This is a genomic window from Saccharopolyspora sp. MMCC62 (genome assembly GCF_057736575.1).
In genome coordinates this window covers 32,779-54,737 of sequence record NZ_JBYKCM010000015.1, presented here as the reverse complement: position 1 = coordinate 54,737, position 21,959 = coordinate 32,779, and the positions used below count along the sequence as shown (strand labels likewise).

19 protein-coding genes and 1 tRNA gene are annotated in these 21,959 nt (G+C 72.4%); 13 read left to right on the top strand and 7 right to left on the bottom strand.

Annotated elements, in window-relative coordinates; genetic code table 11:
- Nucleotides 1-5 precede the first annotated feature (5 nt).
- Both AC29IT_RS26790 and AC29IT_RS26785 read right to left on the bottom strand, forming a co-directional pair.
- On the bottom strand, nucleotides 6-1,853 hold the full coding sequence (locus tag AC29IT_RS26790) for a phage tail sheath C-terminal domain-containing protein (protein ID WP_488220507.1): 1,848 nt from the start codon (nucleotides 1,851-1,853) through the stop codon (nucleotides 6-8).
- A gap of 365 nt (nucleotides 1,854-2,218) precedes the next feature.
- The gene (locus tag AC29IT_RS26785; protein WP_488220506.1) at nucleotides 2,219-3,220 is read right to left on the bottom strand and encodes a glutathione S-transferase family protein; all 1,002 of its coding nucleotides are present in this window, start codon (nucleotides 3,218-3,220) and stop codon (nucleotides 2,219-2,221) included.
- 331 nt (nucleotides 3,221-3,551) lie between these two features.
- Between AC29IT_RS26785 and AC29IT_RS26780 the strand changes: the two genes are divergently transcribed.
- The gene (locus AC29IT_RS26780; RefSeq protein ID WP_358433374.1) at nucleotides 3,552-4,082 is read left to right on the top strand and encodes a PadR family transcriptional regulator; all 531 of its coding nucleotides are present in this window, start codon (nucleotides 3,552-3,554) and stop codon (nucleotides 4,080-4,082) included.
- The gene (locus AC29IT_RS26775) at nucleotides 4,082-5,299 is read left to right on the top strand and encodes a cytochrome P450 (protein WP_488220505.1); all 1,218 of its coding nucleotides are present in this window, start codon (nucleotides 4,082-4,084) and stop codon (nucleotides 5,297-5,299) included. The genes AC29IT_RS26780 and AC29IT_RS26775 overlap by 1 nt, the downstream gene beginning before the upstream one ends.
- Before the next feature lie 46 nt (nucleotides 5,300-5,345).
- Here the strand turns inward: AC29IT_RS26775 and AC29IT_RS26770 are convergent, their stop codons facing one another.
- Nucleotides 5,346-5,720 (bottom strand): SdrD B-like domain-containing protein, encoded by a 375-nt coding sequence (locus AC29IT_RS26770; protein WP_488220504.1) that lies wholly within the window; start codon nucleotides 5,718-5,720, stop codon nucleotides 5,346-5,348.
- Nucleotides 5,721-6,045: 325 nt separating this feature from the next.
- Here AC29IT_RS26770 and AC29IT_RS26765 point away from each other — a divergent pair, with 325 nt between their 5' ends.
- On the top strand, nucleotides 6,046-6,441 hold the full coding sequence (locus tag AC29IT_RS26765; RefSeq protein ID WP_488220503.1) for a Rid family hydrolase: 396 nt from the start codon (nucleotides 6,046-6,048) through the stop codon (nucleotides 6,439-6,441).
- A gap of 64 nt (nucleotides 6,442-6,505) precedes the next feature.
- Here AC29IT_RS26765 and AC29IT_RS26760 read toward each other — a convergent pair whose 3' ends face one another.
- A complete protein-coding gene (locus AC29IT_RS26760; RefSeq protein ID WP_488220502.1) occupies nucleotides 6,506-7,246 on the bottom strand; it encodes a FadR/GntR family transcriptional regulator in 741 nt (246 codons plus the stop codon).
- A gap of 426 nt (nucleotides 7,247-7,672) precedes the next feature.
- Here AC29IT_RS26760 and AC29IT_RS26755 point away from each other — a divergent pair, with 426 nt between their 5' ends.
- The 6 genes from AC29IT_RS26755 to AC29IT_RS26730 are packed head-to-tail and all read left to right on the top strand — an operon-like array spanning nucleotide 7,673 to nucleotide 13,694.
- Complete coding sequence (locus tag AC29IT_RS26755; protein ID WP_358433361.1) at nucleotides 7,673-9,019, top strand: MFS transporter; 1,347 nt, start codon at nucleotides 7,673-7,675, stop codon at nucleotides 9,017-9,019.
- 31 nt (nucleotides 9,020-9,050) lie between these two features.
- Nucleotides 9,051-10,766 (top strand): dihydroxyacetone kinase family protein, encoded by a 1,716-nt coding sequence (locus tag AC29IT_RS26750; RefSeq protein WP_488220501.1) that lies wholly within the window; start codon nucleotides 9,051-9,053, stop codon nucleotides 10,764-10,766.
- Between the two features lie 36 nt (nucleotides 10,767-10,802).
- Nucleotides 10,803-11,273, top strand: coding sequence for a ribose-5-phosphate isomerase (locus AC29IT_RS26745; RefSeq protein ID WP_358433355.1), 471 nt, complete (start codon nucleotides 10,803-10,805; stop codon nucleotides 11,271-11,273).
- Entirely contained in the window at nucleotides 11,270-12,046 is a 777-nt protein-coding gene (locus tag AC29IT_RS26740) for a triose-phosphate isomerase family protein (protein ID WP_488220500.1), read from the top strand. The genes AC29IT_RS26745 and AC29IT_RS26740 overlap by 4 nt, the downstream gene beginning before the upstream one ends.
- On the top strand, nucleotides 12,043-12,840 hold the full coding sequence (locus tag AC29IT_RS26735; protein ID WP_488220499.1) for a sugar phosphate isomerase/epimerase family protein: 798 nt from the start codon (nucleotides 12,043-12,045) through the stop codon (nucleotides 12,838-12,840). The genes AC29IT_RS26740 and AC29IT_RS26735 overlap by 4 nt, the downstream gene beginning before the upstream one ends.
- Nucleotides 12,837-13,694: a phosphogluconate dehydrogenase C-terminal domain-containing protein gene (locus AC29IT_RS26730; RefSeq protein WP_488220498.1), complete on the top strand. Its 858-nt coding sequence runs from the start codon at nucleotides 12,837-12,839 to the stop codon at nucleotides 13,692-13,694. Before AC29IT_RS26735 ends, AC29IT_RS26730 begins: the two co-directional genes overlap by 4 nt.
- A 115-nt stretch (nucleotides 13,695-13,809) precedes the next feature.
- On the opposite strand, the gene AC29IT_RS26725 is transcribed toward AC29IT_RS26730, so the two are convergent.
- Nucleotides 13,810-14,697 carry an aldolase/citrate lyase family protein gene (locus AC29IT_RS26725; RefSeq protein WP_488220497.1) on the bottom strand — a complete coding sequence of 296 codons (888 nt, stop codon included), beginning with the start codon at nucleotides 14,695-14,697 and terminating at the stop codon, nucleotides 13,810-13,812.
- A gap of 461 nt (nucleotides 14,698-15,158) precedes the next feature.
- Between AC29IT_RS26725 and AC29IT_RS26720 the strand changes: the two genes are divergently transcribed.
- The 4 genes from AC29IT_RS26720 to AC29IT_RS26705 are packed head-to-tail and all read left to right on the top strand — an operon-like array spanning nucleotide 15,159 to nucleotide 20,586.
- A complete protein-coding gene (locus AC29IT_RS26720; RefSeq protein ID WP_488220496.1) occupies nucleotides 15,159-17,102 on the top strand; it encodes a hypothetical protein in 1,944 nt (647 codons plus the stop codon).
- A 28-nt stretch (nucleotides 17,103-17,130) separates the two neighbouring features.
- Nucleotides 17,131-18,585, top strand: a complete 1,455-nt coding sequence (locus tag AC29IT_RS26715; RefSeq protein ID WP_488220495.1) for an ABC transporter substrate-binding protein — start codon at nucleotides 17,131-17,133, stop codon at nucleotides 18,583-18,585.
- A gap of 40 nt (nucleotides 18,586-18,625) precedes the next feature.
- Nucleotides 18,626-19,642, top strand: a complete 1,017-nt coding sequence (locus tag AC29IT_RS26710) for an acyl-CoA dehydrogenase family protein (protein WP_488220494.1) — start codon at nucleotides 18,626-18,628, stop codon at nucleotides 19,640-19,642.
- Complete coding sequence (locus AC29IT_RS26705; RefSeq protein ID WP_488220493.1) at nucleotides 19,639-20,586, top strand: ABC transporter substrate-binding protein; 948 nt, start codon at nucleotides 19,639-19,641, stop codon at nucleotides 20,584-20,586. The genes AC29IT_RS26710 and AC29IT_RS26705 overlap by 4 nt, the downstream gene beginning before the upstream one ends.
- Before the next feature lie 48 nt (nucleotides 20,587-20,634).
- Here AC29IT_RS26705 and AC29IT_RS26700 read toward each other — a convergent pair whose 3' ends face one another.
- Nucleotides 20,635-21,786 (bottom strand): MsnO8 family LLM class oxidoreductase, encoded by a 1,152-nt coding sequence (locus AC29IT_RS26700; protein WP_488220492.1) that lies wholly within the window; start codon nucleotides 21,784-21,786, stop codon nucleotides 20,635-20,637.
- A 45-nt stretch (nucleotides 21,787-21,831) separates the two neighbouring features.
- A tRNA-Cys gene (locus AC29IT_RS26695) sits at nucleotides 21,832-21,905 on the bottom strand.
- Between the last annotated feature and the right edge of the window lie 54 nt (nucleotides 21,906-21,959).

Here is a 21,959-nt window from a genome sequence, read left to right as displayed (position 1 = left end):
GTTCGCTACGCCTGCGGGAGGCCGGCGAACTGCTGGATGGTCACGATCACGAACTCGGCTGGTTTCGTCGGCGCGATGCCGACGACGACGTTGACGACTCCGCGGTCGACGTCCTCCTGCGTGGTGGTGTCGGCGTCGCACTTGACGAAGTACGCCTCGCGGGGCGTGCCGCCCTGGAACGCGCCCTGCCGGAACAGGGTGTGCAGGTAGGCGGAGGCGTTGAGCCGGATCTGCTGCCACAGCTGCTCGGTGTTCGGTTCGAACACCGCCCACTGCAGACCGCGGCGCAGGCTCTCCTCCACGTGCAGCGCCAGCCGCCGCACCGGCAGGTACTTCCACTCCGAGTCGGCCGCATCCGATCCCGCCAGGGTCCGCGCGCCCCACACGACCGCGCCCACCACGGGGAACGTGCGCAGGCAGTTCACCCCGAGCGGGTTGAGCAGCCCGCTCTCCCGGTCGGTGAGCCGCACCGACGGCGAGCGCACCCCGAGCAGCTTCGCCTCGGTCCCCGCGGGTGCCTTCCACACGCCGCGTTCGGCGTCGGTGCGGGCGATGACCCCGGCGACCGCCCCGCACGGCGGGAAGGACCGCAGCCGCCCGGACAGCGGGTCGATGAGTTGCAGGTGCGGGAAGAACAGGCCCGCGTGGTCGCTGCGCACCGGGTCGAACGCGGCGATCCCCGAGCGCACCGCGTCCACCCCGGACCAGGCCGACGGCGCGTCGACCAGCAGGAAGATCCGGCGCTCGCGGCAGATCCGGTCGGCGGCGGTGAGCACCGCCAGCACGTCCTCAGTGGACTCGTACCCGGCGAGTTCGGGCAGTGCCAGCAGGTTCACGTCGTCCACGTCGCGCAACGCCTGCAACCCGGTCTTGCGCGCCTCGCTGCCGATGAGGTCGCGCGGGCCCGGCGGGTCGCCGTCCTCCCCGCACTCCAGCGGGAACACCGGCGGGCGCACCACCTCGTCGAGCCCGAGGTCACCGGCGCACTCGCCGCGGAACCGGACCTCGTCGGCCGGGTCGGTGGAACCGGCGACGGTCTGCAGCCGGTCGCCGAACGCGGTGACGGTCGCCCCCGCGAACGCGCGCTTGCCAGGGGCGTCCGGAAGCGAGCGCAGCTTGCGCTCCAGCAGCAGCGCCAGTTCGGCGACGCTGCACGGTGCTTCGCCGTCCACGTCCTCCTCGTAGAGCGTGAAGTCCCGCTCCACGTCGCCGATCTTCGCGGTGAGCTCCACGCCCAGGTCCGGCAGCTCGCCGTCGAACGGGCGGGACACGGTGCCGTTCGCGGCGGGCAGCCCCGAATCCAGCACTTCGACCCGGATCAGCGCCGAGGACGAGTTCACCGCGGTCTCCGCGTACCGGCCGTGCCCGGGATCCAGCGACAGGCCGCCGAAGGATTCGCGGACGCCGACCCGCGCGTCGGCGACGTGCAGGTTGAACGTCTCCTCGGGGCAGGTCGTGTCGTGGTCGACGGTGACGTGCAGGCCGTTGCCCCACGCACCGGGTTCCTTCGCGTGCACCGCGAGCACCGGGCAGTCCTTGCGCCGGTCACCGGCGTGCAGCACCACCGAGGCGGCCTTGCCGCTGCCGCGGGCGGCGACGCGCACCACGACCGCGATCGTGCCGCCGTTGGCGAAGAACTGGTGCACCGCGTAGCCGAGCGCGCCGCGCGAGGTCAGCCCGCCGAAGCGGCGCTCGAACTCGGCGAAGCTGGTCACCCGCACCGGCTCGTTCAGCGGTCCGCGGCGGGTGTGCCCGACGAACGCGGTCACCGAGGTGGTGACGGTGGAGATGGTGCGCGCGCTGTTCGGGATCTCCTCGACGTGGACACCTGGATAGGACGTGTTCGTCGGCATGCCCCTCCCATTCCTCCGCACGCAGGAAAGCGCACGGGGTCAGGGGGAAAGGCAGCGGAACGAAAGCGCGCGAAAGCGCTCGGCTCGGAAACCGAGCCGGGTGAAGAAACCATTCCCCCAATGGCGGAACGGAGCCGCGAAGCCCCGATCCTTCGCGCGCTGGACAGGGCCGGGACCCCTTCCCGGCTGGCGACCTGCTGGAACCGGCGCGCGAGATCAGTTTCTTGAGATCGTCCGCGGAGGTCAAGCGCTTTTCACGAATGGCTCAGCGCGATGAAGATCGAATATCAGCGGAATCGACGCAGGTGCGCCGAACGGCGCAGCGGAATCCGTCGGATCGCACGAATTCCGCGCAATCCGGTCCGCTACTCGCCGATCGGTGGTACCCGTTCCGCGATCGGCGGCGGGCCGGGCGGAGTGCCGTCGCCGAACGGGCGCCCGCCGAGCTCCTCGCGCCCGTGCGGCGTCAGCCAGCCCGACGGGTCCGGGCCCTTCGGCACGATCCCGGTCGGGTTGATCTCGCTGTGCACCCCGTAGTAGTGCTGCTTGATCTGCTCGAAGTCGATGGTGTCGCCGAACCCGGGCGTCTGGAACAGGTCGCGCGCGTAGGCCCACAGCACCGGCATGTCGGTGAGCGTGGACCGGTTGCACTTGAAGTGCCCGTGGTAGGCGGCGTCGAAGCGGACCAGCGTCACCCAGAACCGCACGTCGGCCTCGGTGATCGTGTCGCCGACGAGGTAGCGCCGCCCGGCGAGCCGCTCGGACAGCTGGTCCAGCCGGGCGAACAGCGCGTCGTAGGCCTTCTCGTACGCGCCTTGGGCCTTGGCGAACCCGCACTTGTAGACGCCGTTGTTGACGTCGTGGAACAGCAGGTCGGAGATCTCGGCGATCTCGTCGCGGTGCTCGGCCGGGAACAGGTCGGGCGCGCCGGGGCGGTGGTGCGCGCTCCACTGGGTGGCGAGGTCGAATTCGAGGTCCTGGTAGGCGTTCGTGACGACCTTCCCGGTGGAGATCTCCACGATCGCGGGGACGGTGACGCCCTTGTCGTAGCCGGGGATCGCCCGCTCGTAGGCCTCGCGCAGCCATTCGATGCCGAGCACCGGGTCGACGCCGCCGGGGTCGAGGTGGAAGCGCCAGCTGCGGTCGTCGTGCAGCGGCCCGGCGATGCCCAGCGACAGCACCGGTTCGAGGCCGAGCAGCCTGCGCACGATGATCACGCGGTTCGCCCACGGGCAGGCGCGGGCGCCGATGAGCCGGTAGCGGTGCGGTTCGACGGGCCACGGGGAGCTGCCGTCGGCGGTGATCCGCTCCTGCACCCCCAGCGGTTCGCGGACGAACTCGTCGGTCGAGGACTGCGCGGCTCCCACGATGCGACCCCCTTGCGGCTGCGGCCGGATTCGGGCTCGACCCTACGCCGCCGAACGGCCCAACGTTCACCGCCGACCGCGCGACCCCCACCGCCGAATCCGAGTGCCCCACCCGACCGACCGGACAAGCCGAACGGGCCACCCACCCGAAACGACCCCACAGGTGAATGGCCCACCCGACCAACCAGACGGGGCGAACGGGCCACTCACCTGGAACGGCCTCGCGGGTGCGTGGGCCGCTGGCACGGGCGGCGGCGTGAGCGGGCCGCTCACCTGGGGTGGTGGGCCTGGGAGGTCGACCGTCAGGGTGACCTAGGTTATCGTGACTTAGGTGTGGATCGATGTCCTGCTGCTGGCCCACCTCGCCAAGGAGCCCTCGCACGGCTACGAGCTGCGGAAGCGGGTGGAGGAGGGCACCGGGTTCGCCCTCTCGAACAACTCGCTGTACCCGGCGCTGCGCCGGTTCACCGAAGCCGCGGCCGTCACGCGCACCGCCGAACCGCAGGAGGGCCGGCCGCCGCGGAACGTCTACACGATCACCGAGGTCGGCCGGGAACTGCTGCACGACATGCTCGCCGACCTGCCGGCCGAGCTCGCCGCGGACGCACCGGAGTTCCTGGCCCGCCTCGCGCACTTCGACTGGCTGACCGCCGGGGAGCGCCTCGGCGTCGTCGACGCGCGCAGGCGGGCGCTGCGGCAGCGCAGCGACCGGCTCGCCGCGCTCACCCGCCGCGGCGCGAGCACCTGGGGCCAGGAGGCGCTGGACGAATCGCTGCGCAGGCTGCGCGCCGAACTGGACTGGCTCGACGGGATCGCCGCCCGGGCCGCCGCAGATTCCCCACCACCACAGGAGGAGCACTGATGAGCACCACGGCCGAAGCCCTGCCGCAGCTGCCGTTCGACCGGCCGAACGTGCTGGAGATCGCGCCGCTGTACGAGGTGCTGCGCAAGCAGTCGCCGATCACCCGGGTGCGCACGCCCGCCGGGGACCCGGCGTGGCTGATCACCTCGTTCGAAGAGGCGCGCGCCGTGTTCGGCGACGCGCGGTTCGGCCGCTCGCACCCGGCTCCGGAACAGGCCTCGAAGATCTCCGACGCGGGTGTCCTCAACGGACCGAACGGCGACTACGACACCGAGCAGGCCCGGCACCACCGGATGCGCAAGCTGCTGACCCCCGCGTTCTCCGCGAAGCGGATGCGGCTGCTCACCGAGCACGTGCAGGACCTGGTGCGGGGCTGCCTGGATTCGCTGCAGGCCGCGCACGACGCGAACCCGGATTCCCCGGTGGACCTGCACGAGCACCTGTCGTTCCCGTTGCCGGTGCTGGTGATCTGCGAACTGCTCGGGGTGCCGTTCGAGGACCGCGAGTACTTCGCGGGGCTCTCCGACCGGATGAGCCGGATGGGCACCGGCGACGCAGCGCAGGCCGCGCGGGTCGAGCTGGCCGAGTACATGGCCCGGCTCGCCGAGGTGAAGCGGCAGTCCCCCGGTGAGAACGTGGTCACCGACCTGGTGCGGGCGCAGGAATCCGACCCGGACTTCGACGACGGCGAGATGTCCAGGCTCGCCTCCGGCCTGCTGTTCGCCGGGCACGAGACGACGGTGACGCGCATCGACCTCGGCGTGCTGCTGCTGTTGACGGACCTGGAGCGCCGGGACGAGTTCGCCGCCGACCCGGCAGGGCGGGTGCAGCAGACCGTGGAGGAGATCCTGCGCGTCGCCGACCCCAGCGGCCTCGGCCTGCTGCGCTACGCCCACGAGGACGTGGAGGTCGGCGGGCAGCTGATCGCGCGCGGCGACGCGGTGCTCATCCCGACCGGCGCGGCGAACCGCGACGAATCGGTGTACGGCGAACCGGAGCACTTCGACCCGGAGCGCAAGCCGAACGTGCACCTGACCTTCGGGCACGGCATGCACTTCTGCATCGGCGCGAGCCTGGCGCGCACCGAGCTGAAGGTGGTGTTCACCGAGCTGTTCCAGCGGTTCCCGGAGCTGCGGCTGGCGGTCGACGTCGACGACCTCGACGTCCGCTCGGACCGGGTGACCGGCGGGGTGAAGGCCCTCCCGATCACCTGGTGATCGGACCGGTGCACGTCCCGCGGTGAGCGGGACGTGCACCCGGTGCTCACTGGATGCCGAAGTCGATGCCCGAGTCCGCCGGGCCCCACACGGCCGTGCCGACCGCCCACGGCGTGGTGTTGGTGTACCCGTCGGCGTAGACCTGCACCGAGTACTTGCCGTAGGGCAGGTCCGCGATCTCGTAGTGGCCGTTCTCGTCGGTCACCAGCTTCCCGTGCACGTCCCCGCTGGCCCAGCTGTAGGAGACGGTGATTCCGGCGACCCCCGCCTCGTCCGCCTGCTGCTCGCCGTCCCCGTTGGCGTCGAGGTAGACGACCCCGCCCAGCCCGCCGTCCGACGGCGCGGCCTCGGCCTGCGCGGGCAGGGCGGCGGTGGCCACCAGCAACGGCGCCGCGAGCATCGCGGCCATGATTCCTCGCACGACATCCTCCTCTAGAACGGGCGAGCTCCCCCGCCCGGAAACGCGTCCCCCGAAGGCCGTCCCATCACGGCCTTCCGAACCCGGGACGCGGACATTCCCACCGCGGTTGCCCCTGCCGCGGCGGAATCCACCGCACGACCGGGAAAGGAGCCGTCCGGCCGATCACGGTGGAGCTCATCGGAGTGGTCCGCGCGTGCGATCGCGCGGCGAGGCGTGGTGCCGCGTCTCCCGTTCGCACCGGGAGGCCACCGCCGGGCGAACCCCGGTGCGGGTGCCGACAATGCGGCGGGGCGGGCACGCCGCCCGCGATCGAAGGGGGAACACCGTGCGACGCGAGGACATCGGACCGCGCCACTTCGGCGGGCAGCTCGGCTACGAGCACGCGGTGCTGCTCGAACGGCCCGAGCAGTGGCTCATGATCGCGGGTCACGAGTCCCGCGCCGACGACGGCTCGATCGCGCACCGCGGGGACGTGCGGGCGCAGCTGGGACTCACCTTCCAGCGCATCCGGGAGACCTTGGCCGAGGCCGGGTTCACCCTCGCCGACGTGGTGCAGCTGCGGGTCCACGCGATCGACATCCGCGCGGTGACGGCGAACTACGACGTCGTCACCGCGATCCTCGCCGCGCACGACTGCCGCCCCACGAGCACGCTCGTCCAGGTCGCGGGCCTGTCCGATCCCGACATGCTCGTCGAGGTCGAGGGCGTCGCGGCGCGGTGAACTGCCGGGCTGGGGCTCGATGTCGCGGGAGCGCACGCCCGGCCGGGTGCGCCGCCGAGGCGGGCTACTCCTGGCCGAAGTGCTCGGCGAGGCGGCCCGCGGCGGTGTGCATGTGGGCGCTCATCGCTTCGGCGGCCGCGTCCGGGTCGCCGTCGCGCAGTGCCGCGTAGACGAGTTCGTGCTCCGCGAGCGCGAGGTCGGCGTGGCCCTGGTCGGCCAGCGCCCGCTCCACCCACAGCCGCAGCAGCGAGCGCACGTTCTGCAGCAGCTGCTGCAGCACCACGTTCCCGGAGGCCACCGCGATCCGCAGGTGGAACAGCCGGTCGGCCTCGACGAACTTGTCCAGTTCGGTGCGGTTGTCCCGCATCCCGTCGAGCTGGGCGGCGAGGTCGGCGAGGTCGTCGTCGGTGCGGCGGACCGCGGCGCTGCGCACGGCGAGCACCTCCAGCCCGTTGCGCACCTCGACGAGTTCGCGAGTGCGCGGCTCGCCGAGCATGAGGCCCCAGCTCAGCGTCTGCGGCAGCAGTTCGGAGGCGCTGCCGCGCAGGTAGGTGCCGGAGCCGGGCCGCACGTCGACGATGCCGAGGATCTCCAGCGCCGCCAGCGCTTCCCGGATCGCGGAGCGGCCGACACCGAGCGAGGCGGCGAGGCTGCGCTCGGGCGGCAGCCGGGTGCCGGGCTCCAGGTCGCCGGTGGTGAACAGGTCCAGCAGTCGCTTGGCGACCGCGGAGACGGCCGTACCCGCGGGCACGGCGCCGAGGGCGGCGCCGAACGCGGCATCGGGGTTTTCCGGGTACGGAGGCATGGGCACGCATCCTAACTTCTCGCCGTCTGGCCGACTCTTGTCGCGTAGGGGGTCGGGTGGCGGAACCTCGGCGTCCTCCTCGCTGCGGGATCGTTTTCACCTGTGGCTCCGCGATACGAGAAAACGCTGTCCTCGCGAGGAGGACGCTGAGAACCCGCGGGTGGTCCGGTTGCGTGCTGGGTCGCCGCTCAGCGGCTTCGCCGCTGACGAGGAACAGCAGGACCTGCCGCGTCAGGCTCGGATCGGAGTGCTTTCTCGTTCCAGTTGCCGCTAATTGGTCAACCGGTTGACAGGTTGGGGGCTGCTCTCGATACTAGGCCGAACGGCGAAGCCCCGCCGCGGAACGCCCGCGGCCGCGCCACGCCCGGACCAGGACCGCCCGCCCCGGCCGCGGTCCTCGCCCGCACCCGCTTCAAAGGAGTCAATGTGGACACCTCGACCGCCGCGCAGCAGCGCGGTCCGGGGGTGGAGAAGTCGGCCATTCGCAAGGTCGCCGTCCGCCTCGTGCCGTTCGTGGCCTTGATGTTCTTCGTCAACTACCTCGACCGGACAGCGATCAGCTTCGCCGCGCCGAACGGGATGCAGGACGACCTGGCGCTGTCCGCGGCCCAGTTCGGCTTCGCCTCCGGCGTGTTCTTCGTCGGCTACCTGCTGCTGGAAGTGCCCAGCAACATCGCGCTGAACAAGTTCGGCGCCCGCCGCTGGCTCGCCCGGATCATGGTCAGCTGGGGCGTGGTGGCGCTGCTGTTCACCTGGGTGCAGGACTTCACCCAGCTCGCCGTGCTGCGCTTCCTGCTCGGCGTCGCCGAAGCCGGGTTCTTCCCCGGTGCCGTGCTGTTCCTGAGCCTGTGGGTGCCCGCCCGGCACCGCGGCAAGATCCTCGCGCTGTTCTACCTCGCGCAGCCGCTGACCACCGTGATCGGCGCCCCGCTGGCGGGCTGGCTCATCCAGCAGCACGGCGTGTTCGGGCTGGAGGGCTGGCGCTTCATGTTCTTCGGCGTCGCGATCCCCGCCATCGTGCTCGGCGTCGTCGCCTGGTTCTACCTCGCCGACGACCCGCGCGACGCGAAGTGGCTCACCGCCGCCGAGAAGGACTGGCTCACCGGCGAGCTCGCCGCCGAGAAGCAGCAGACGGCCGCCGAATCCGGGCACCACGGCATCCGGTCGGTGTTCGGCAACGGCCGGGTGTGGACGCTGGCGATGCTGTACTTCGGGTTCATCTACGGGCTCTACACGCTCGCGTTCTTCCTGCCCGCGATCATCGGCGACTTCGAGCAGCGGTTCGGCACCACGTTCGGCGTGTTCGAGAAGGGCCTGATCACCGCGGTCCCGTACCTGCCCGCGGCGATCGTGCTGTACCTGTGGTCCCGGGACGCCACCCGGCGCGGCCTGCGCTCCTGGCACATCACCGTGCCCGCGGTGGTCGGCGCGGTCAGCGTGCCGCTGGCGCTGTTCGCCGGCTCCCCCGAGCTGACCATCGCGATCATCACGGTCACCGCCTGCGCGATCTTCGCGGCGCTGCCGAACTTCTGGACGCTGCCGACGAAGTTCCTCACCGGGGTGGCCGCCGCCGCGGGCATCGCGCTGATCAACACGGTCGGCAACCTGGCCGGGTTCCTCGCGCCGTACGTCACCGGCGCGCTGTTCGACTGGACCGGTTCCTACGTGGTGCCGATGTTCGTCGTGGGCGCGTTCCTGCTGCTGTCGGCCGTGCTGATGGTGCTGCTCGCGCGCACCGAGCGGGCCGACCGCCGCGTGCCCGCCGCCGAGTGACCGCCGTTCCCCCGTTCCCGTAGGAGAGCTCATGGCCCGCCTGTTCAACGACCCCGGCTCGTTCGCCGAGGAGATGCTGGAAGGTTTCGCCGCCGCCCAGGCGCACCGGGTGCGCCGGGTGCCCGGCGGAGTGGTCCGCCGCAACCGCGCCCGCACCGGCGAGGTCGCCGTCGTGATCGGCGGCGGCTCCGGGCACTACCCCGCGTTCAGCGGGCTGGTCGGCGACGGCCTCGCGCACGGCGCGGCGATGGGCAACCTGTTCGCCTCGCCGTCCGCGCAGCAGGTGCGCTCGGTCGCGACCTCGGCGCACAACCGCGGCGGAGTGCTGCTGTGCTACGGGAACTACGCGGGCGACGTGCTGCACTTCGGCCTCGCCGAGCAGCGGCTGCGCGGCGACGGCATCGACTGCCGCACCGTGGTCGTCACCGACGACGTCTCCAGCGCCCCGGCCGAGGAGCGGGACAAGCGGCGCGGCGTCGCGGGCGACCTGGTGGTGTTCAAGGCAGCGTCGGCGGCGGCCGCGGCCGGGTACGACCTCGACGAGGTGGTGCGGGTCGCCGCCCGCGCCAACGACCGCACCCGCTCCTTCGGCGTCGCCTTCGGCGGCTGCACGCTGCCCGGCGCCGAGGAACCGCTGTTCACCGTGCCGGAGGGGAAGATGGCCGTGGGGCTGGGCATCCACGGCGAACCGGGCATCGCGGAGCAGGACGTGCCGAGCGCCGACGAGCTCGCCGAGTTGTTCGTGCGCACCCTGCTCGCCGAGGTTCCCGAAGGCGTCGAGGTCGCCGGATCGCGGGTCGTGGTGCTGCTCAACGGACTCGGCTCGGTGAAGTACGAGGAGCTGTTCGTGGTGTTCCGCCGGGTCGCCGCGCTGCTCGCCGAAGCCGGGGTGGAGGTCGTCGAGCCCGAGGTGGGCGAACTGGTGACCAGCTTCGACATGGCGGGCGCCTCCCTCACGCTGTGCTGGCTGGACGACGAGCTGGAGCGGTTCTGGCGCGCCCCCGCCGACTCCGCCGCCTACCGGAAGACGCCTGCGGTCGCCGCCGAGGACGCCGAGGCGGGCGAGGACTTCGTGGCGCTGGACGTGATCCCGCCCGCCACCGGTGAATCGCAGGAATCCGCGCGCTGCGCGCTGGCCGTGCTCGAAGCCATCAAGTCCACTGTGGACGACAACGCGGCGGAGCTGGGCCGGATCGACGCGGTCGCGGGCGACGGCGACCACGGCATCGGCATGCAGCGCGGCGCGGACGCGGCCGTGACCGCCGCCCGCGAGGCCGTCGAACGCGGCGCGGGCGCGGGCAGCACGTTCAACCGCGCCGCCGACGCCTGGGCCGACCGGGCGGGCGGCACCTCGGGCGCGCTGTGGGGCGTGGCGCTGCGCGCCGTCGGCGCCGAGATCCGCGACGAGACCGCCCCCGGGCCGCGCACCACCGCCGCCGCGGTGCGGGCCGCCGCCGACGCCGTGGTGCGGCTGGGCAAGGCCGAACTCGGCGACAAGACCATGGTCGACGCGCTGGTGCCGTTCGCCGACGAGCTGGAATCCGCGATCGCCACCGGATCCGACCTCCCCACCGCGTGGGATGCCGCCGCCACCGCCGCGGGGAAGGCCGCCGAGGCCACCGCCTCGCTGCGCCCGCTGCGCGGCCGGGCCCGCCCCCTCGCCGAGAAGAGCCTCGGCACCCCCGACGCGGGCGCCGTCTCGCTGTCGCTGATCACCCGCGCGGTGCACGCGGTGCTCGCCAGGTGATGACCCGAACCCCGTTGCGGTGAAAGGAGAACGCGCGTGAGCGACAAGCTGCGCATCGTGGTCGGCTCGGACGACGCCGGGTTCGACTACAAGGAGATCCTCAAGCAGGACCTGGAGAACAGCGACCTCGTCGCCTCCGTGCGCGACGTCGGCGTGCACGCCGACGGGCACACCCCCTACCCCACCGTCGCCATCGCCGCCGCCGAACTCGTCGCGGCCGGGGAGGCCGACCGGGCGCTGCTGGTGTGCGGCACCGGGCTGGGCGTGGCGATCGCCGCGAACAAGGTCGAGGGCATCCGGGCGGTCACCGCGCACGACGGCTTCTCCGTGGAACGGGCCATCAAGAGCAACGACGCGCAGGTGCTCACCTTCGGCCAGCGCGTCGTCGGCATCGAGCTGGCCCGCAAGCTCGCCGCCGAGTGGCTCACCCACCGCTTCGACCCGGAATCGGCCTCGGCGCAGAAGGTCTGCCTGATCAGCGACTACGAGAACGGGAGCCCGCGGTGACCAGCCGGACCATCGGCGTCAGCCTGAAGATGTACTTCGGGCACCAGCGCACGCTGGACTGGTGCGCGGAGGTCGCCGAGCTCGCCCGCCGCCATCCCGCGGTGCGCGGCGGCGGCGCGGAGCTGTTCGTGCTGCCTTCGTTCCCCGGGCTGGCCCCCGCGCTGGAGCTCTTCCGGGACACCCCGGTCGAGGTCGGCGCGCAGGACCTGTTCTGGGAGGACCACGGCGCCTACACCGGCGAGGTCAGCGGCGCGGAACTGCGCGAACTGGGTTGCAGCCACGTCGAGGTCGGGCACGCCGAGCGGCGCAGGCTGTTCGGCGAGGACGACCCGGTGGTCGCGGCGAAGACGGCGGCGGCGCTGCGCAACGGGCTGACCCCGGTGCTGTGCCTCGGCGAGGAGCAGGCGGGCGGCAGCACCGACGCGGTGCGCACCTGCCTGGAGCAGCTGGACTCGGCGCTGTCCCGCGCCCGCGAAGCGGACCGGCTCGGCGCGGTCGTGGTGGCCTACGAACCGCAGTGGGCGATCGGCGCCGCCGAACCCGCCGACCCCGAGTTCATCGGCGCGGTGTGCGGCGAACTGCGCTCCGCGCTGGACGCGGAACCGGTGCTGGCGGGCAGCCGCGTGATCTACGGCGGCAGCGCGGGGCCGGGCTTGCTCAGCACGCTCGGCGACGCGGCGGACGGGTTGTTCCTCGGCCGCTTCGCGCACGACCCGGCCGCGCTGGAGCAGATCCTCGACGAGGTCGTCGCGCTCGGCGGGGTGACCGCATGATCGGGCTGAGCACCTACGCCTACTTCTGGCAGTGGTCCGACCAGGTGCCGGAACCGCTGTCGCTGACCGAGATGCTCGCGGACACCGCGGCGCAGGGCGTGCACCTGTTCCAGATCTGCGACTACCCGCCGCTGGAGTCGATGGGCGACGCCGAGCTCGACGAGGTCCGGGACGAGGCGCGGCAACTGGGGGTGCGCCTCGAACTGGGCACGCGCGGGCTGCGGCCGGACCACCTGCGCCGCTACCTGGAGCTGGCCGGGCGGCTGGACGCCTCGCTGGTGCGGTCGATGCTCTACTCCGCCGACAGCAGGCCGACGCTCGACGAAGCGGAGGCCTACCTGCGGGAGGTCGTGCCGGAGTACGCGGCGGCGGGCGTGACGATCGCGCTGGAGACCTACGAGCAGGTCCCCACCCGCGCGCTCGTCGACCTGGTGGACCGCGTCGGTGACGAGCACCTGGGCATCTGCCTGGACCCGGCGAACGTGGTGGCCGCGCTGGAACTTCCCGGCGACGTGATCGACCTGACCGCGCCGCACGTGAAGAACGTGCACGTCAAGGACTTCGCCTTCACCCGCTCCGCCGGGTGGGTGGGGTTCGCGCTGACCGGCGCCCGGCTGGGCACCGGGCAGCTGGACCGGGCGCACGAGGTGCGCGCGGTGCGCGCCGCCGAACGCGGCATCAACGAGGTCGTCGAGCACTGGCTGCCCTGGCAGGGCGACGCGGCGACGACCTGCGCGGTCGAACGGGAGTGGACCGCGCACAACCTGGACTACCTGAGGAGCGAGCGGACATGACGGATGCGAAGCTGACGATCGCGGTCATCGGCGCGGGCGGCAAGATGGGCATGCGGGTGTCGAACAACCTGCAGCGCACCGAGCACACCGTGTTCTACAGCGAGAACTCCCCCGCCGGGCAGGAGCGCGTCACCGAGGCCGGTCGCGCGGTCACCGAGACCTCGGCCGCGATCGCCGACGCCGACGTGGTCATCCTCGCCGTCCCGGACATCGTGCTGGGCAAGGTGTCCGAGGAGGTCGTGCCGCAGCTGCGCGCCGGTTCCGTCGTGGTCACCCTCGACCCGGCCGCCGCGTACGCGAACCTGCTGGCCAAGCGCGCGGACCTGGAGTACGTGGTCGCGCACCCCTGCCACCCGTCGGTGTTCCTGCAGCGCCGCACCCCGGAGGAGCTGGCCGACACCTTCGGCGGCATCGCCGCCCCGCAGGAGGTCGTGGCCGCCATCGAGTCCGGCGACGAGGAGCGCCGCGCCGTCGCCGAATCGGTGATCCGCGCGATGTACGCGCCGGTGGTGGACGTGCACTGGGTGACGGTGAAGCAGCTGGCCTACCTGGAGCCGACGCTGGTGGAGACGGTGGCCTGCATGGTGGGCGACCTGCTCAAGGAGGCGCTGCACGAGACCGTGCACACCGTGGGCGTCCCGGAGGCGGCCGCGCGCGCGATGCTGCTCGGGCACACCCAGGTGGCGCTGGCCAACACCCTCAAGGGCGACAACCCGTTCTCCGACGCGTGCCTGATCGCGATGGACTACGGCCGCGAGTCGATCATCAAGGACGACTGGAAGAAGATCTTCAACGACGAGCAGCTGGACGCCGTGATCACCCGGATGCTGAAGCTGGACCGCATCGAACGCTGATCCGCCGGACCGGCACGACCACCCCGCTCGGCCGCTCGGGCGCCACCTGCCGGCCGGCGCGGGGACGCCGAACGCACCGCTCTCCTCCGAGGCGGTGCGTTCGTGCGTTCCGCGGTCAGATCGCCCGGGCCGCCGCGGGTTCCGGAGCGGGCGACCGGGTGGGCCGGGCGCGTTGCAGGTAGCGGCGGGCGCGCGCCGCGTCGGCCTCGTCCACCGGGGCTCCCGCGTCACCCGCGCGCACCGCGCTCGCCTTGAGGATCGCGTGCGCCCAGGACAGTTCCTGCTCGGTGGGCGCGAACGCGTCGTTGATGGTGGCGATCTGCTCCGGGTGGACCGCGGTCTTCGAGGTGAACCCGGCGCGCGCGGCGCCCAGCGTCTCCGCCGCCAGCGCCTCCGGATCGCCGACCCCGAAGTGCGGCGAGTCGATGACGACGACGTCGGCGGCGGCCGCGGCGAGCACCGCGGAATCCCGCACCGAGCGCAGGGCCTCCGGGTCGCCCGCGGTGCCGAGGTCGGCTGCTACGTCGGCGGCACCGACGAGCACGCCGACCACCCGGGTCTGCGAGGCGAGGATGCGCGGCAGGTTCCGCAGGCCGCGGGCGGTTTCGATCAGCGGCACCAGCATGGTGCGGCTGCCCGCCTCGAACAGCAGGTTCTCGATGACGCCGAGCGCGCCCGCGGATTCGGTCCGCGGCAGCACCAGCACGTCGGGCGCGGCATCGGCGGAGAGCAGCGCGGTGAGGTCGGCCAGGCCGACGGCGGTCGAGGCGGCGTTGATCCGCACCGCGGTGACCAGTTCGCCGGGCAGCGCAGCGGCGAGGTGTTCGATGACCAGGCGGCGCGCCGCGGACTTGTCCTGCGGCCGCACCGAATCCTCCAGGTCGAGCAGCACCGCGTCGGCACCTTCGCGGGCCGCGACGTCGAACTGCTCCGGTCGGGTGCTGGGTGTGAACAACCAGCTGCGCGCGGCGCGCACCGCGGTCTCCACGTCTCCGTCAACCATGTCCGCTCCCCCCAGATCGGCCGGTTCCGACGGTACGAGCCGGGTGGATCGACGGCCATTCGGCGAAGGCGCAGGGCTGCGCGATTCATCCGCTCCGGGGACGCGCGGTGCTCCCGGCGCGGCGGGGCGCGGATCCGCCCCAGCGGTGCGCGAGCGGGACCACCCGATTGCCAGCCGCACCAAGGGTTTTCCGGTGCGGCGGCGGGCGTCGACCGTGACAGGTGCAACTCGGCCGAGCGAGGCCGGATCGGCTATCAGGATGACGCCCGGAAGGCTTACGGCCAGTAGTGCACGGGCGCCTGCCCCAGACCACAGTGGACGGTCCCGGAAACCGTGCGATACCAGGCATCCCGTCGCCACACCGCCACGAACTCGTTTGACGGGTAGATCACATGTGGCTACGCTGTGTGGCTGATCGGGGGACGCAGTCGGTTCAACTGAATGAAGTCGGGGGGCTTCTCGTGGCACTGCACGCAACCGCGAACGGGCCGAACAGCGGGGGACACCTGTTCGGCCGCGAATCCGCGATGACGCTGGTCCAGGAGTTCGCCCACCGGCCGGAGCGCACCGGCAGACCGCAGCCGGTGCTGCTGTTCACCGGACCGCGCGGCAGCGGCAAGTCCGCGTTCCTGGATGCGCTCGCACACCGGCTGCACGACAACGAGGTCCCCTACGCCCGGCTGGACTGCACCGCGCTCGGCACCACCTGCGCCACCCTCGCCCACATCGCCGCCGAGCTCAACGCGCACAGCCACGTCCCGATCGCGTTACCCCGGTTCATCGCCGGGCAGGTGGTGGCCGCCCAGCAGCTCGACGCCGCGCCCGGGCTAGCCCGCGGCCAGGCCGCGAGCGCACTCGCGCTGCACCGCCGCGCCGACCCGCTGCGTGCACTGCTCGGCGAACTCCTCCCGCACGCCGAACCCCGCGGGCGCCGGCTCGCCGACGGGGTGCTGCGCGGACTCGCGTCCTGGCGCCACGGGCGCCGCGCGGTCCTCGACGCCGACTGGTTCGGGCACCAGGACCGCGAACTCGGCCGCGACGCGCTGGACGTGCTCGTCGAGCTCAACCGGCGGGCCGCCACCCCGCTGAACCAGGACGACGCGCGCGAGACCGCGGAGCTGCTGTGGGCCGCGCTCCTCGCCGACCTGCGCGCCGAGTTCGACCGCGGCACCTGGAACGCGCAGCGCCGGTTCAACTACCTGCTGCTGCTCGACGACGTCGACTCCCCCGCCTCGAAACCACTGCTCGACGCGCTCGTGCAGACCCGCAGGCAGCACGCCGCGCACCAGCCCGGCGACGACGACCCGCTGACCGTCGTCGCCGCCAGCCACGGCAAGCGCGCCGCCGCCGTCATCGCCACCGGCGAAGCCGCCCCGATGCGCGACATCGAACGGCTCGACCCGAACGGGCCCTCGCCGTACTACACCGATTTCCTGGACTGCGGCGGCAAGTCCTGGCACCCGGTGCGGATGCGCGACCTCACCCGCGACGAGGTCGCCAACACGGTCGACGAGCTCGGGCGCTACGCGGGCAACCAGAAGAACCGGATCGCCGCCGCCCTCTTCCGGCTCACCGGCGGACATCCCGACGCGACCCGCAGGGTCCTGGAAGGCATCCGGGCGCACCCCGGCGATCCGGTGGACCTGACCCCGCTGCTCGGCCACGCGCCCCGGCTCGGCCCGCGCGGCTCGTTCGGGCCCGCCGAAGCGTTCCGCACCGGGCTGACCGAGGAGACGCTGCACGACCTGGTGACCTGCTCGGCGGCGCGCCACCGGGACGAAGCGGAGCAGCTGGTGGCGCGCAGCGGGCTGATGCTCGGCCACGACGTGCGGTCCCTGTTCGCCCCGGAGCTGTGGATCTCCGCCGCCGACGGGCAGCAGGTGCTGCCGCCGGTGCTGCGCCGAGTGCTGCTGCGGGAACTCGCCGCCCGGCCCGAGGACGACCGCGCGAGCTGGACGGCGGTGCACTCCTGGTTCCGCCAGGAGCACACCGAGCACGGCGACGAAGCGGGCGTGTTCTACCACGCGCTCGCCGTCGGCGACGTGGAGCCGGTGGCGCGGCACCTGGCGATGCTGCTGCCGTTCAGCGAACTGTCCACCTGGCTCTACCTGCTCGGCACGATCACCTCGGCACCGAACCGCCTCGACCACCGGATGGCGCAGCCCGACCAGGTGCGCTCGCTCGCCTCCTGGACCGACCCCGGCGACGTCCCGGCGGCCTCGGTCGCGCGGCTGGTCGCGGCGCTGTGGATCGACACCGATCCGCTCGGCGACAGCAGGCGGCACGCGCTCTTCCTGGAGATCGCCGCCTGCTTCGACGACATAGCCCCGCACTCCGGCAGCGGACTGGCCACCCTCCGCGCCGAATCGGAGAAGTACCGCAGGTGGTCCGAACTGACCGACTGAACCGCACCCCGGCGAGGAGAGGATCAGCGTGACTTTCGAACAACCACCGCGCCCCCGATGGGGGCTCCGCATCGCACTGGCCGCGGGCTGCGCGCTCGTCCTGGCACTCGGCGTCGTCACCGTGAGCTGGGCGTTCTCCGAATGCGGGAGCGGGACATCCCGGGTCGGGAACGAATGCGTGGGCGTCACCTTCGGGGACGAGGTGTTCTCGCCCGAACTGGCCGACGTGGAACGTCGGATCCGCGACGAGAACGCTCAGGTCGAGGACGACCCGTACGTCGTCACTGTCGCCGTGCTGATGCCGATGACCGCCGAAGACGGCGACAGCCTCTCGATCAAGCAGATCCAGGCCTATTTGGAAGGTGCTCACGTCGCGCAGCTCAACGCGAATGCGGAGGAACCGGGGCTGAAGATCCGGTTGGCATTGGCCAACGAGGGATCGTACGAGCGTTCCTGGGACGATGTGACGAACCGACTGATCAACATGGTCGAATCGGACCAACTCGTGGCCGTCACCGGACTCGGGCTGAGTTCTCCCGAAACCGCGTACGGCGCCAGCAAGCTCGCCGCAGCTGGAATCCCCATGGTCGGTTACCTCAGCGCCGACCGCTTCAACAGCCTCCCCAACGAGTACGGTCCGAAGATCGCGGGTTTGACCCGGGTGTCGCCGAGCTTGAAACAAGAGCTCAGCACCGTCGCCGAGCACCTTGATCAAGTGGTTGAAGATCCACGGGCGATGCTGGTCCGCGATGACAATCCTAACGACTATTACACCGATGACCTTCGAAAGAACTTCGAGGAACTGTTCCGCGAGGAGTGGGAGCGCACCGGCAGGTCCGACCCGCCCTACACCGGAGGACGGAACAGGTTCGGGGTGAGCACCCAGTTCGGGTACATCGCGGATCGGTTGTGCGGCGAGGACGACGCCACGAAGGCGGCGAACGTGGTGCTGTACGCAGGGCGCAGCAACCTGCTGGGCGAGTTCGTCGATCAGGTGCGCAAGCGCAGCTGCAACAACAAAACCCCCATCACGATCATCACCGGGTCCGAGTCCACCGACCTCTCGCTCCCCCGCGAACCGGGTGACGGACCGGTGTCGGTGGTGTACGCATCGGCCTCCGATCCGGCGGCGCTGGGATCGCCGGACAACCCGCAGCGCTCGCAATTCACCGGCTTCGAAAGCCGGCTGAAAAACCTGTTCGGGACGAAAACCGACGTGTCGAACTGGAGCGTGATGGGCCACGACGCCACGTTCACCGCAACGCTCGCCGCGCAGCGAGCGGTGAAGAACGAAGAGGAGAAGGTTCCTACGGCCGAGGGCGTCCGGGCCAACCTCTACCTGCTCAACAGTGTCCCAGGAGCGAGCGGAACTTTTCAGATCGACGGCAGGAGCGGCGATCGAGTGGACGAGGACATACCCGTGCTGCGCCGCATCGGGAATGGCGAGGCGGAAGTCGTGCGGACCGGCACCGAACCCCGCTGATTCCTTCACCCGCCCGTGGATCTCAGGCTAGCCTCACCAGGTGGTCTCCTACGAACGCGCGCAGGCGCTGGCGGACGAGGTGCTGTTCCCCGCGGCGGCCGAGGTCGATGCCGCGGGGGCGGTGCCGGCGTCCCACTTCGACCTGCTGGCCGAGCACGGCTTCTACGGTGCGGTCGCGCCCCGCGAGCACGGTGGCCCGGAGCTGCCGCTCGACGAGGCGGGCCGGATCGTGGAGGCGCTCTCCGGCGGATGTCTGAGCACCACGTTCGTCTGGGCGCAGCACCACGGCGTGGTGCGCGGGCTGCTGACGACGGATCGGACCGAGCTGCGCGATCGCCACTTGGCGGACGCGGTGCGCGGGAAGTTGCGCGGCGGCGTGTCGTTCGCCGGGGCGATCCCGCAGCCGCCGCGGCTGCTCGCGACACCGGTGGACGGCGGTTACCGGCTCGACGGCGAAGCGCCGTTCGTCAGCGGTTGGGGTCTGGTGGACGTGCTGCAGGTGTCGGCGCGGGACGGGGACTCGGTGGTGAACGGGTTGCTCGACGCGCGCCCCGCCCCCGGTGTCCGCGTCGAGCCGCTCGAACTGGTCGCGGCGCAGGCCACCGCGACGGTGCGGCTGCGGTTCGACGACCACTTCCTGCCCGCCGAACGGGTGCTGGGCGTGGTGCCGCACGCCGCCCTGCTCGCCGCGCAGGCCGGGGCGGCCCGGTTGAACGGGGCGATGCCGCTGGGGATCGCGGGACGCTGCGCCCGCCTCATCGCGGACGCGGGGCGGCCCGAGATCGCCGACCGGTTCGAAGCGGAGCGGGATGCGGTGCGGGACCGGCTGGACGAGGCGTTCGCCGCGGGCACCGACATCTCCCCGGCACGGGCGGCGGCCGCGGAACTGGCGTTGCGCGCCGCCGGCGCGCTGGTGGCCGCGGCGGGCAGTTCGGCGCTGCTGCTCGGCGAGCACGGGCAGCGACTGGTGCGGGAGGCGACGTTCACCCTGGTCGTCGCGTCCCGGCCGCCGATCAAGGACGGCATCCTCGAACTGCTCTCCGGAGGTGCGCGGTGAAGCGGATCGCGATCGTCGCCCTGCTGCTCGGCCTCGTCGCCGGGTGCTCGTCGGCCCCGCAGGCCCCGGCGCGCACCGGGGCAGAGGTCCGGCACGCGCTCGGCACCACGATCGCGCCCGCGCACCCGGCGCGGGTGGTCGCGCTCGGGCCCGCCGACGTCGACGCCGCGCTCGCGCTCGGCGTGGAACCGGTCGGCATCGGGCTGCCGCTGAGCGCGGACGTGCAGCCGTGGCAGCGGCGGCCGGGCTGGGACCCGGTGACGTTGCGGCCCACCGACCAGGGCTACTCCGCGGAAGCCATCGCCCAGCTGCACCCGGACCTGATCCTCGCGGGCAGCGACTACTACATCGACGGGGAGTACGCGGCGCTGTCCCGGCTGGCCCCGACCACGGCGTTCGAGACGAAGCCGGACGAGGAACCGTGGCAGACGACCACCCGCCAGGTGGGGCGCGCGCTCGGCGAGCCCGCCGAGGCGGGCCGGCTCGTCGCCGACACCGAGCGGCGCATCCGCGAGGCGGGCGCCGCGCACCCGCAGCTGGCGGGCGCCGAGGTCGCGGTCACCCTCGGGCACAGCCCCGGCGGGCTCGGGGTGATCCGGTCCGGGCAGGACGTCACGGTGCGCACGCTGACCGAGTTCGGGATGGTGCTGTCCCCCGCGGCGGCGGACCTGCCGGGTGAGGCGTTCAACGCGCAGGTCAGCGCGGAGAACCTGGCGCGGATCGACACCGACGTGCTCATCACCGCGTACCCGAACCCGGCGGTGCGGCCGCAGATCGAATCGCTGCCGGTGTTCGGTGCGCTGGGCGCGGTCCGGGACGGCGGCTACCTGCCGCTGGCGCAGGCGGATTGGCCGCTGCTGCGCCAACCCGGGGTGCTCTCCCTGCCGTACCTGATCGACCACCTCCTCCCCCGCATCGCCGACGCGGCCCACCACCGCCGCTGATCCCACCCGCCCGGCCTGCGCGGGCCGACGGGCCGGTCAGCCGGCGGTTCAGGATCGGGACCAGGCCTCGGCGAGGAGTTCGTAGGAGCGCAGCCGGTCCTTCGGGTCGTGGGTGATGGTGGTGATGAGCAGTTCGTCCGCGCCGGTGACCCGCCGCAGCACGTCGAGCCGTTCCACCGCGGTCTCCGGCGAACCGACGATCCGGGTCTGCAGCCGGTCGGCGACGCGAGCCCGTTCGGCCTCGGTCCACCGGCGGCGGCGCGCCTCGTCCGGGCTCGGGTAGGGCTGGGCCCCGTCGCCGTGGCGGATGTCGTGCACCCACCCGGCGAACGGGGTGGCGAGTTCCTGCGCGGTCGCGTCGTCCTCGGCGACGAGCACGTCCGCGGACACCACGAGGTGCGGCCGGTCGAGCCGTGCGGAGGGCGTGAACGCGTCCCGGTAGGACGCGGCGGAATCGAGCACGGTGCCCGGGGTGACGTGGTAGTTGGACACGAACGGCAGCCCGAGCTCCCCGGCCGCCCGCGAGCTGGGTCCCGCGCTGGCGCCGAGCACCCACACCTGCAACGCCGCGTGCTCGGCGGTGATCGCGTGCGCCTCGCGGCCATCGCCGTCGCGGAAGGTGCCGTCGAGGAACGCGAGCACTTCGCGGACCTGCTCGGCGTAGTCGGACCGCCCGATGTCGCCGAGCAGCAGCGCGTGCCCTTCGAGCTGGTCGACGCGGGACCGCGACAGGCCTCCGCCGCGGGCGGCGCGCGGCACCGGAAGTCCGTCCACGTACGCGGGTTCCGGCACGGTGACCGGTGCGGGAGCCGCGGCGGCGGCCTTGGCGAATTCGACGTACTTGGCGAGCCCGGAGCGGCCGAGGCCGAGGTCGATGCGGTCCGGGTGCAGCTGGGCCAGGGTGCCGAAGTCCTCGGCGACCTGCAGCGGGCTGTGCTGGCCGAGCAGCACCGCCCCGGATCCGACGCGGATCCGCTCGGTCGCGGCGGCCACCGCGGCGATGAGCACCGCGGGCGAGGAAGAGGCGACACCGGGCACCAGGTGGTGTTCGGCGAGCCAGAACCGCCGGTACCCCCACTGCTCGGCGTGCCGGGCGAGTTCGACGGTGTCGCGCAGCGCGCCACCCGCGGTGCCGCCGGTGGGGATGGGTGCGAGGTCGAGGATCGAGAGCGGTACCGCGGTCATCGCTTCCTCCAGCACGCCCGCTCTCCCCGGCCGGAGGAGCGGGCGGTCCACAGTGGATCGTGGAGGCGGAGGCGGGATTCGAACCCGCGTGCAGGGCTTTGCAGGCCCTTACCTGGCCTCTCGGTCACTCCGCCACGACCCGATCCGCGGCGCCTGCCGGAGATCGGGTGACCAGAATCGTCCACATC